The organism is Membranihabitans marinus (genome assembly GCF_019802045.1).
Classification (GTDB): domain Bacteria; phylum Bacteroidota; class Bacteroidia; order Chitinophagales; family Saprospiraceae; genus Membranihabitans; species Membranihabitans marinus_A.
Genome location: NZ_JAHVHU010000017.1, coordinates 117,159 through 128,834, shown reverse-complemented (window position 1 = coordinate 128,834; position 11,676 = coordinate 117,159). Strand labels below are relative to the sequence as shown.

The 11,676-nt window shown below is 40.5% G+C and carries 5 protein-coding genes and 1 CRISPR repeat array; all 5 genes read right to left on the bottom strand.

Annotated elements, in window-relative coordinates; all coding sequences use genetic code 11:
- Window positions 1-227: 227 nt before the first annotated feature.
- Window positions 228-6,111: a CRISPR direct-repeat array (repeat unit 36 nt; unit sequence GTCTCAATCCTATTCTTACTGGTACTCGGTTCGGTC).
- 44 nt (window positions 6,112-6,155) lie between these two features.
- From cas2 to KUV50_RS16615, 5 genes are read right to left on the bottom strand one after another with little or no spacing between them, the layout of a single operon-like run.
- Window positions 6,156-6,605, bottom strand: coding sequence for a CRISPR-associated endonuclease Cas2 (gene cas2 / locus KUV50_RS16635; RefSeq protein WP_222581317.1), 450 nt, complete (start codon window positions 6,603-6,605; stop codon window positions 6,156-6,158).
- On the bottom strand, window positions 6,605-7,432 hold the full coding sequence (locus KUV50_RS16630; protein WP_222581316.1) for a hypothetical protein: 828 nt from the start codon (window positions 7,430-7,432) through the stop codon (window positions 6,605-6,607). Before KUV50_RS16630 ends, cas2 begins: the two co-directional genes overlap by 1 nt.
- Window positions 7,433-7,441: 9 nt before the next feature.
- Window positions 7,442-8,422 (bottom strand): CRISPR-associated endonuclease Cas1, encoded by a 981-nt coding sequence (gene cas1, locus KUV50_RS16625; RefSeq protein ID WP_222581315.1) that lies wholly within the window; start codon window positions 8,420-8,422, stop codon window positions 7,442-7,444.
- 11 nt (window positions 8,423-8,433) lie between these two features.
- The gene (locus KUV50_RS16620; protein ID WP_222581314.1) at window positions 8,434-9,798 is read right to left on the bottom strand and encodes a hypothetical protein; all 1,365 of its coding nucleotides are present in this window, start codon (window positions 9,796-9,798) and stop codon (window positions 8,434-8,436) included.
- A complete protein-coding gene (locus KUV50_RS16615) occupies window positions 9,795-11,654 on the bottom strand; it encodes a CRISPR-associated ring nuclease (RefSeq protein WP_222581313.1) in 1,860 nt (619 codons plus the stop codon). The genes KUV50_RS16620 and KUV50_RS16615 overlap by 4 nt, the downstream gene beginning before the upstream one ends.
- Window positions 11,655-11,676 lie beyond the last annotated feature (22 nt).

The window sequence follows — 11,676 nt, the reverse complement described above, 5'->3', positions numbered from 1 at the left end:
GCAAGTTCATCCTTGTCTGCAATCTGATTGACCAATTCATCGAGTAATTTTTGAGTTTGATCTTTCATAGTATAAAGTTTTTAGACTCACAAAATCAGATCAATTCCGCTCAACACAAATTTTTTTGGAAAGTCTTCTTGAACTCCACAAATACACAAACTACTTGACAGTCCCTGGTACTCGGTTCGGTCATTAATGGTAAAATTGAATTATCTGCGAAAGACATTGTCTCAATCCTATTCTTACTGGTACTCGGTTCGGTCGCATCTTAATATACTGCTTCCGTCTAATCCTGCGGAGTCTCAATCCTATTCTTACTGGTACTCGGTTCGGTCCAAAAGCATTAAAGATGAGAACTATTAAAGCAGGTAGTCTCAATCCTATTCTTACTGGTACTCGGTTCGGTCCACCTGGGTAGCAGTAAGTCAATATATCTTATTCCGTCTCAATCCTATTCTTACTGGTACTCGGTTCGGTCGCCTCAAACGATCTTTGAGGAAACCACTATGTATAAAGGTCTCAATCCTATTCTTACTGGTACTCGGTTCGGTCCAAAAGCATTAAAGATGAGAACTATTAAAGCAGGTAGTCTCAATCCTATTCTTACTGGTACTCGGTTCGGTCTCTTTAATCTTTGTCATAACAATACCAGTTATTTAGTCTCAATCCTATTCTTACTGGTACTCGGTTCGGTCAAAACAGACTACAGCGAAATTAAGGACATAACTCCAGAGGTCTCAATCCTATTCTTACTGGTACTCGGTTCGGTCCCTACCTTTGTCATGTTCAACTTTGGGACAATACCAAGTCTCAATCCTATTCTTACTGGTACTCGGTTCGGTCTTAGAACAGTTGAAAATACAGAGTTGGGTTATAGGAGGTCTCAATCCTATTCTTACTGGTACTCGGTTCGGTCAAACCAACATCATGAACACAGTAGAACAAATTTCACAAGTCTCAATCCTATTCTTACTGGTACTCGGTTCGGTCGAACTGGATTAAGACAAACGAACAGGCCAAAAATCGTCTCAATCCTATTCTTATTGGTACTCGGTTCGGTCTTAACGCGTGAAGGGTTTATCTGGGCTAAAAATAAGTCTCAATCCTATTCTTATTGGTACTCGGTTCGGTCAGATGGAAAACAAATCTCAGTGCCGGTAAAACTAGACGTCTCAATCCTATTCTTATTGGTACTCGGTTCGGTCCTTTTTCCAACAATGCTAACTACCTTTCTCACAAAGTTGTCTCAATCCTATTCTTACTGGTACTCGGTTCGGTCACCTTAAAAGCAAAAGGAGGCATTGACTACATGTATGTCTCAATCCTATTCTTATTGGTACTCGGTTCGGTCTTCCATATCCTATTGATGGCCCGTAACAACAAGGGTCTCAATCCTATTCTTATTGGTACTCGGTTCGGTCTGACGAAATATATCCTTATGACAATGAGCATCTTAGCGTCTCAATCCTATTCTTATTGGTACTCGGTTCGGTCATCTTACTATGCTATCTAGTGTATTGTCTATGCTATGTCTCAATCCTATTCTTATTGGTACTCGGTTCGGTCAAAACAACGCTAAAGTATCAGCTCTAAAAACAATTAGTCTCAATCCTATTCTTATTGGTACTCGGTTCGGTCAAAAAAAAGAGAACACATATAACGAAATACTCGAGGAGTCTCAATCCTATTCTTATTGGTACTCGGTTCGGTCGGAAGGATTAGAGGCTTCTGAAGAACAAATTGAGGTCTCAATCCTATTCTTATTGGTACTCGGTTCGGTCTGCAAGAGAGCGTATTTTTGAACTGCAAGATCACAACGTCTCAATCCTATTCTTATTGGTACTCGGTTCGGTCTTCAGGAGGAGGACAAAGAGTAATAGAAAACTACAGTCTCAATCCTATTCTTATTGGTACTCGGTTCGGTCCGCACGTTGTGGACGCAATAGCAACTTTAAAGAAGCGTCTCAATCCTATTCTTATTGGTACTCGGTTCGGTCAAAACAACGCTAAAGTATCAGCTCTAAAAACAATTAGTCTCAATCCTATTCTTATTGGTACTCGGTTCGGTCAAAAAAAAGAGAACACATATAACGAAATACTCGAGGAGTCTCAATCCTATTCTTATTGGTACTCGGTTCGGTCGGAAGGATTAGAGGCTTCTGAAGAACAAATTGAGGTCTCAATCCTATTCTTATTGGTACTCGGTTCGGTCTGCAAGAGAGCGTATTTTTGAACTGCAAGATCACAACGTCTCAATCCTATTCTTATTGGTACTCGGTTCGGTCTTCAGGAGGAGGACAAAGAGTAATAGAAAACTACAGTCTCAATCCTATTCTTATTGGTACTCGGTTCGGTCCGCACGTTGTGGACGCAATAGCAACTTTAAAGAAGCGTCTCAATCCTATTCTTACTGGTACTCGGTTCGGTCTGGATAGGTTCTTTGGGTCGCTGAACTGGTCGTTTGTCTCAATCCTATTCTTACTGGTACTCGGTTCGGTCATTTTGAAAATACTGAAACAGATTGCACAATGAGAAAGTCTCAATCCTATTCTTACTGGTACTCGGTTCGGTCAAGCAGATCATCGAGGTTACTTTTGGGGAAATTGACTGTCTCAATCCTATTCTTACTGGTACTCGGTTCGGTCTACTGTGAGATAAACGTTTCAGACGTACTGTTCCGCCAGTCTCAATCCTATTCTTACTGGTACTCGGTTCGGTCATGCACGTGAAAAAAGCAATGAATCAGGCAATTTCTGGTCTCAATCCTATTCTTACTGGTACTCGGTTCGGTCCGGATGTTCAGCTATTGTAACAGCCGGAAACAACAAGGGGTCTCAATCCTATTCTTACTGGTACTCGGTTCGGTCATTGTGAGATAGACGTTTCAGACGTACTATATCACGTCTCAATCCTATTCTTACTGGTACTCGGTTCGGTCGGTACATTGAAATTTTCCAACGGGTGTAAAATTTACTGTCTCAATCCTATTCTTACTGGTACTCGGTTCGGTCGGTTCTAAATCATTCCGTGATATGATATTTGCGGTAAAGTCTCAATCCTATTCTTACTGGTACTCGGTTCGGTCGAAGCCATAAACCTGTACGTGGGGAATGGTTCTGTCTCAATCCTATTCTTACTGGTACTCGGTTCGGTCAATACGAATGGCAGCTGAAAGCGTATCTATGGATGTGTCTCAATCCTATTCTTACTGGTACTCGGTTCGGTCACACGCTTTCTTTTGCTGACGTGGTCGAAGCACTTGGTCTCAATCCTATTCTTACTGGTACTCGGTTCGGTCAGATTAAAACACACACATTATGAAAGGTTTTACAAAGTCTCAATCCTATTCTTACTGGTACTCGGTTCGGTCATCGGAAGTAATTAGCTGTATGGGTGCGGTTAAAGATTGTCTCAATCCTATTCTTACTGGTACTCGGTTCGGTCATTTGAGACAGCTGTTAAAATGGTAGGATTTGAATAGTCTCAATCCTATTCTTACTGGTACTCGGTTCGGTCAGATTGGTTTTATTCTTTTGATTTTTTAACCCGCTCAAGTCTCAATCCTATTCTTACTGGTACTCGGTTCGGTCATATTTTTCAAAATTTGATGTTTGCTTTAATTATGTCTCAATCCTATTCTTACTGGTACTCGGTTCGGTCAATCTTGGCGCAAACCATGGAACGGTAAAAGCTAAATGTCTCAATCCTATTCTTACTGGTACTCGGTTCGGTCTCGTTCTATTCATCGTATGTCAGGCCTATTACTTGTTGTCTCAATCCTATTCTTACTGGTACTCGGTTCGGTCATGGGAATCGCATCGGTATCGGAGCCAAAAATTACGTCTCAATCCTATTCTTACTGGTACTCGGTTCGGTCAACTACAAATTAAAATCGAAAACAGCAAACTTGATCCGTCTCAATCCTATTCTTACTGGTACTCGGTTCGGTCACTACTGTCATGGCCATAGCATTGATATTGATGATATGTCTCAATCCTATTCTTACTGGTACTCGGTTCGGTCAATTAAAATCGAAAACAGCAAAATTGATCCTGACCAGTCTCAATCCTATTCTTACTGGTACTCGGTTCGGTCACGAAATCACTACGACACTACCGAGAGCTAAAAAAGAGTCTCAATCCTATTCTTACTGGTACTCGGTTCGGTCATTGAAAAAACCTTGCTGGGGATGCTTTCAGAGCAGTCTCAATCCTATTCTTACTGGTACTCGGTTCGGTCGACTTCCAAACATGATCCCCCCCTCCCGGAAACCCCCAAGTCTCAATCCTATTCTTACTGGTACTCGGTTCGGTCTGACACTGAGATACACGTATTCAAAGTAAAATAATTTGTCTCAATCCTATTCTTACTGGTACTCGGTTCGGTCACGGTGTTGTTTGTTCCTGATCCCACCGTATGCGTGTCTCAATCCTATTCTTACTGGTACTCGGTTCGGTCACGCCAACAACGCAAAATATCTGGATGTCGGACTGATGTCTCAATCCTATTCTTACTGGTACTCGGTTCGGTCAAAAGAAGATTGAACTTGCCCTTGAAATGATGCAAAGGTCTCAATCCTATTCTTACTGGTACTCGGTTCGGTCAAAAATATTCAATTCGAAGAAAAATGGAAATACCAAGTCTCAATCCTATTCTTACTGGTACTCGGTTCGGTCGGAGAACCTGCTAAGTGGTTAACAGACTTCACCTTCGTCTCAATCCTATTCTTACTGGTACTCGGTTCGGTCGTTAGAAACGTTAAGTTAATAAAAGTAGAATTTAAAGGTCTCAATCCTATTCTTACTGGTACTCGGTTCGGTCAAGGAGTTTTTAAAAAACACGAGTCTACCTTACTTGGGTCTCAATCCTATTCTTACTGGTACTCGGTTCGGTCACGTCAAATATAGATTTAAGTCACTATGTCACGTGTCTCAATCCTATTCTTACTGGTACTCGGTTCGGTCCAATGTAGTGTATATATTGAGATAGATAAGGATTACGTCTCAATCCTATTCTTACTGGTACTCGGTTCGGTCACTACTTTTGTTACGAACCTGTATGTATGGTTACGTCTCAATCCTATTCTTACTGGTACTCGGTTCGGTCCGCAGGTGGAAACACTGAAACAAGGTGCTTACGGTTGTCTCAATCCTATTCTTACTGGTACTCGGTTCGGTCAAGGCTATGTTTTATTTACTGCTCAAAGATTAGGATGTCTCAATCCTATTCTTACTGGTACTCGGTTCGGTCTGTGGGGTGCTATGAAGGCTAAAGTAGATGAGCTGGTGTCTCAATCCTATTCTTACTGGTACTCGGTTCGGTCTTTTTGATATGAACTCAGGAAATGATTTTGTAGAGAGTCTCAATCCTATTCTTACTGGTACTCGGTTCGGTCCCGCCGCTGCAACGGCACAAAACTTAGAATTATGTGTCTCAATCCTATTCTTACTGGTACTCGGTTCGGTCACGAAACGATAGCTCCTTATAGGCGAAGTATCAAAAGTCTCAATCCTATTCTTACTGGTACTCGGTTCGGTCCCTTATAAACTCTTATATTATGAAATTATTTGAAATTGTCTCAATCCTATTCTTACTGGTACTCGGTTCGGTCATAACAAAACTATGCGAATAAGATTAAGCGTCCGAGTCTCAATCCTATTCTTACTGGTACTCGGTTCGGTCAGCATGACCAAAACATTTGAAGTAAAGAATTTGCCGTCTCAATCCTATTCTTACTGGTACTCGGTTCGGTCATAGCGTCGGTTTTAATCAATAACGTTTTTTCCTTGTCTCAATCCTATTCTTACTGGTACTCGGTTCGGTCATGACTTCAGGGAACGATATGATAATACTAGAGGTGTCTCAATCCTATTCTTACTGGTACTCGGTTCGGTCGATGAGTTCAAAAGAACGAAACGGATAACCAATGCAAGTCTCAATCCTATTCTTACTGGTACTCGGTTCGGTCATTATTAACCGTTATAACTGCATCTTCGATATAGAGTCTCAATCCTATTCTTACTGGTACTCGGTTCGGTCCAGGACAGTCACAAAATACAGAGTTGGGTTATGAGTGTCTCAATCCTATTCTTACTGGTACTCGGTTCGGTCATCAAAAATATGTAAATTTCTATATTTCAAAGAACTATCTGCAGTCAAATAAACAAAGTATGCTGATGCGGTCGTGTCACCTCCACCGCCATATCCATACCGATAAAGTTCATCCGGTTACAGATCTCCCGGTTCACCGGAAGTATAAATATACTATCCTGTGGATCCAATATAGAATTGATCTGTTGAAGCGTTTTCTTGATCTCGTTGAATATTCGACTCGAAGACTGACCAAAATAAACCGATTTTTGCAGCCTGGTCATCCCCTTCTGCAGTAAATAATTCATAACTTGGGTTCGCACTCGGTTGTTTGAAATGTCATAACTGACAAAATAGGGTGTCATACTTATATCGCTTTGACTTAGTTGATCAATGATTTTAGCAAATTGCCGGACCCGCTCTTCCAACTGATCCAGTTCATCCGGGATCATCAATTCTTTTTCCTCACCCAGAAGCATTCCATCTGCAAAAATATTATTATACTTTTTCCACATCACAGACTATTTGTATATATTAGTTCGATGTTTTTCAGGGCAGCCATAGTTATTAATTCAGTTACAGCCCGAGTAAATATGTGATGTTCCACACCCACTTCCGGCCACAGGGTCAGATAAACTTTATATTCCATGATCACCACCAATCCCAATTTCTTTTCATTTTGCCGTATCTCATAATGTGTATTGGACAAGATCCATATTTGAACATCTTGTTGTAAGAATTCTGGAAAAATCTTCTTCACCCAATCCACCTGATGTGGGTGAGCTTCGTGCTTCCAGGTGTAACCCATATTGAGATTCTCTCGGAGTAGGCTATTTGTTATGCTTTTATTTTTGTCACTTATATTTACTTTTCGGAAGTCAGTCGTTGCCCGGTCATCACTGTTATTCGTCCAAATCCCCGTATTGCAACCTGCTTCACTATCATAAAACAAAGTGAATTCACATCCCGGTTGTAACCTTTTACAATTTTTATGATCGCCTGTAGTTTTGGGGAAAAAGGATACACGATTGAGATCATCGATTTTCCACCAGGCTATAGAATGTCCGGCCCTCCGGTTTCCAAGCTTACAAGGAAGGATGTCAAAATACAAAGGATCTAATCTAGACCCTTCTTCCGGTGCCCAATAGACTGTAGGGAATCGCTTCAAAAACCGACTGGCTTTCCGTCGACTGTATCGCAACATCATTTTATATATACGTGCCATTTGTGGTAACTGACTAGAGGTTTTCCCCCGCACAATACTCCATATCGCTTTAAAATCAATGAGCTCTTCGTTCAAATTGTTTTCCGGTTCGTTGGGGAATGTGATAAACCAATACATACGAATACTTTAGGACTGGGATTTCACCTTAGAAGCCAGGGATCGGGCTTCAAGGAAAAACAAATACCCTCGTTTATATCTTTTCCCTTTGTGTTTTGTACTTTGATCGAGGAATTTATTGATGCTCACGGACAGGATCTTACGTGCCGGCCGGGTCATCTCACAGGATCCGTCTTTGAATTTAAATAAAGCTTTAGGTACTGTCAATTCGGTACACAACCCAACCACAACTTGATCGACCCATACCCGATAAGGTTCGATAAGGTCATAAACCAACACTGGTTTGTTGTACTGATTTTTGTGAAACCATCCGATCTGCGGATCAAGTCCGGCTTTGATGACCGCAGATTCAATCTTGTGGTAGAGCATGGCATAGCCATAACTCAACATGCTGTTCACCGGATCAGATGATTGGCGGGTGACCCGGCCGGGAAATTGATATATCCGGGGGATTAGACTCTTTATCCAGGACCAGTAATACTGGGCTGCCCGTGCTTCCAGGTTTCTTAGCTCCGATTCGATAACGGGCATGGAATGGACAGGCAGCAAGTCCATTTTATTCAGGCAGCCTTCGATTTTCTGCAACGTCTTTCCGGGATGGTCCGCCTGATCCAGATGCTGCTGGTACAACACTGAGGTCAAGTTTTTCTGATTGTAGATCTTCCTGGTGATCATCTCAATTACCCAGCGACAGGCTATTTCTTTTTTGGCTAGCTTTAGCTGATTTTTCCGGATATTCGCAATGCTGCCAAAACGGTTGTTCCACACTCGTCCCTTGACACTGCCTTTTCGGGTCTGCAGGACAACGTCGACCTGGTGATGCATCAGAGAGAATAACACATCGGAGGTAATCCGTACGCCCGGAAAGACCACCATTGTATCGATCTTGTCCAGTGGCACATAGATGTTTTCTTTGTCTTTGGGCTTGATAAACAGCATTTTGTTTTTCATCTGCACAAAAGTGCCGTAAGAGTCGAGGATGATTTCCATGTTAGTATGTTTTACATTTTATCAAGTATCATTTCATTCAATTCTTGATATGGGGCCACCTTGTCAAATTGAATATCTAAGTAATTATCTATTTTGTTCGTAACTTTTTTTATGTCAGAGATGGAAGTAGATTCTAAAATCATTGTTTCATTAATCCCTTCATAACTATGAGCAATTTTATTTCTGAGATCAGCCAACTGGCTTAGCTTGTTGTAAAGCTTCATTACCATAAATTGCTTATTGCTCAATTTTCTGCATCGTGAATATTTTTTACAGAAATGAAGGACTCTGTAGTATGTTTCTTTATTTGGCACATTAATATTTAAGGGGGCATTGCCCACCTTTGCAGTCCTCAGGTAATCAAGAATATCATCATTTCGTTTTGCACGCAAAAGAACTTTCCATGACTGATGATCTGTACTTTTATCATGTTCCACTTTACCATCCAGAATTTTTTCCACATGTGGTATCAGCATATTATCATGAAAAGTAAATAGACGAAATAAAAAATCCCCATACTCTCTTTGATGATATTTGATATAAGCTGAATATATTAACTCTTTCTCAATTGCGACTTGATCATCCTCCATTGGTATAGGGTTGCTTAATAAAATAGAATTGGATAATACTCTGGCTTTTTCCAAATCCAACGCGAGTCGTGCAATAGCAAAACGACAAAGACTGCGAACTTCATTTGAAATATTAGGCAGGGAAAGTACTGCTGAATAATTCCAATTTCGGAGCATACCTTTTACGATATGCCTTAGGGTGTGCCGTTCATAATCACGAAACATGGAAGCTTCTTTTGCTTCAGTTCCGATATAATTTACAACATTTACATTCTCCTGAAATAATGAAGTCATAAAGGCAGAAATTCGAAAATTTGGTAAACCGCCGGAAGTATGAATCGTGATTCTATACTCTGCCTTATAAGTTTGAATAAGCTCCTGGAACAGCATCGAAATTTCCTTCCCATCTTTGACTTTACTTACAAATAATGTACTCACTTCAATTTCTAAATCATTGCTTATTTGTCTTTGAAGAATTTCGCCAAAATAAACAGTATCTAAATGGTAATTAGGTTTCTGATCTGTAGCGATTAATACCACTTTGTCAGGTCGTCCTTCATGTCGTATAGCATTTTTAATCAAAGGGTATTGTATGTATTGGCTGCAATCGTCGTAGATTTCATACAAATCCCTGGAACGTGTATAAAAACTCTGATTATCTTCTATCCTTTTAGAGAATACCAACATATCTCCATTTTCTGAATTAATCTGCAAATTGGACCGGATGGACTCTGGCAAAAGATTAAAATTTTTTCTTACAAATTGTATATCACGGTTTCCTATGGTAGAAATTAATAGGTGCTTCATGATATGGATGTTAAGTGCAAAATTTGAGATAATTCCCTGTTTATATTTTTCATTATCTTTGCTTGCAATCCCTTCCCACAAAAACTCATCTCCACTGAATTTTTGATCAATTGTAATACATCCATCCTGGTAATCCCCGGAGAAAGTTTGTGGAGCAGTAGAAAGTTGTCTGAAAGAGAAGCCTGTGAAATACCAATATTATCGGTATTCACACTCACCTTTACGCCTCGTTTTAGATATTCTTGAAGGGGATAGATATTATCCTCCTTATTCTTCATAGGAGAGAATCCTACGATCTGATAATTGGCATAGGGACACATTTCTATACCTATACCTCGTTCTATTACAGAACGCAAAAGGTCCGGAGCTTCTAAAAGCCGCAGCCCATGGCCGATTCTTCGAGAATGCAATTTATAAACTGCCTGCCATATGCCCTCCGCATCATCGTTCTCCCCAGCATGTGCAGTTACTGCTAAACCACATCGGTGTACAGAATTAAAATCGTGCTCAAAATATTCTGCTCTGGTTTCTTCGAACTCATATCCGGCTAGGTCAACACCCACCACAGAACATTTAGTAGAGTTTTGATCTGCACCGCTAAAATACGATGTAATAGCCAGTGCGAGATGCTTGCTGATATCTGACAAGTCCCCCTTGTGTTTTCGGGTGACAATAATGAGAAGTTTTACAATACATCTATACTGATGCTTTTCCATTTGTTCATTAAAAGTATCGATAATGAGTGTTAAAATCTCAATGGCTGATCGGTCTGACTTTCGGGAATAGTTATTAGGCGAACAGCGAACTTCTACGTAGTGCACATTATCTGCAATAAAATGCTTGTACATCAATTCAATATGCTCCTTCAGACAGCCGGGATCATGTAAAAGTGTACTTCCACTGTTATCTCCCGCTTTCATATAATCCGAGAGATCAATACTTTGAACAGGTAAAGGCCATTGATTATCCTCTGGATAAACAGTGTAATCGATTGGATGAATACCTTCGGGGTTTTCCGCAGCGTTCCTTACTCTTTTTAATAGTTCTCCGGATGTGGCAAACCCCCCGAGGTGATTGTGCAAATCAATTTTTGGAAGTGTCTGCACCCACCCTTTATCTTCTTGACTTAATGGCTGCCGCAACCATTGTATTTGCTTTTTAGATAGAAGAAGTAAGGAAGAAAAAGGCAGATCACTATCTTTTTGCCCTGAAATATATTGTCGAACAGAAGATTGTGAATCACGAATATAATTGGTAACTGTGAGTTTTTCAGGTTTTTGAATATAAGAGAACTTACCCTCATCAATCCGATCGATTTTGTTGGGACGTGATTGCGCGAATTTTAAGAGATAGTCCCATCCAGATTCTGAACCCATCAGCACATACTCAAGATTCTGATGACTTATACATTTTTTTACTTCCTCAATTGTTTTAGGAGGAGGATAGGCTAAAACATGAAAAAGCTCTTTTGCACCGAACAACTTTGCTGCTTGTTGAAAGCTGGCTGGCATGGTTTTCGTGCCACCGGACAAACTATAGTATAGTTGGCGGTCTTCATCGTATATTTCAGAAGCCCAGCGATAAAGAACTTCTGTCCACAGTAGGTGATCTTCGCCGGTCTGAATAATCGGAAGATCTTTAATGACCGACCAATGTACCGAAATACCCCAATACTCTTTAACAAATGCAATGATTTCTCTCCATTCTTTGACTACGTCTTTATCCCTGTTCCATTTTGCCTTTTCCTGATCGGTGGTCAGAACAAATACCTCATCGAATTCAATCTCCGGCCAAGCCAGTGCTTCAGGTAAAATAAATGCTTGAGAGCCGATAGATATGAGAAGAGTATTTTTCATATTCTTGTTCTATATTTCCTTA

What these genes read in the sequence shown, in the direction of transcription:
- cas2 (WP_222581317.1), bottom strand. Translation starts at nt 6,605, where the DNA reads ATGTGGAAAAAGTATAATAATATTTTTGCAGATGGAATGCTTCTGGGT.
- KUV50_RS16630 (WP_222581316.1), bottom strand. Translation starts at nt 7,432, where the DNA reads ATGTATTGGTTTATCACATTCCCCAACGAACCGGAAAACAATTTGAAC.
- cas1 (WP_222581315.1), bottom strand. Translation starts at nt 8,422, where the DNA reads ATGGAAATCATCCTCGACTCTTACGGCACTTTTGTGCAGATGAAAAAC.
- KUV50_RS16620 (WP_222581314.1), bottom strand. Translation starts at nt 9,798, where the DNA reads ATGAAGCACCTATTAATTTCTACCATAGGAAACCGTGATATACAATTT.
- KUV50_RS16615 (WP_222581313.1), bottom strand. Translation starts at nt 11,654, where the DNA reads ATGAAAAATACTCTTCTCATATCTATCGGCTCTCAAGCATTTATTTTA.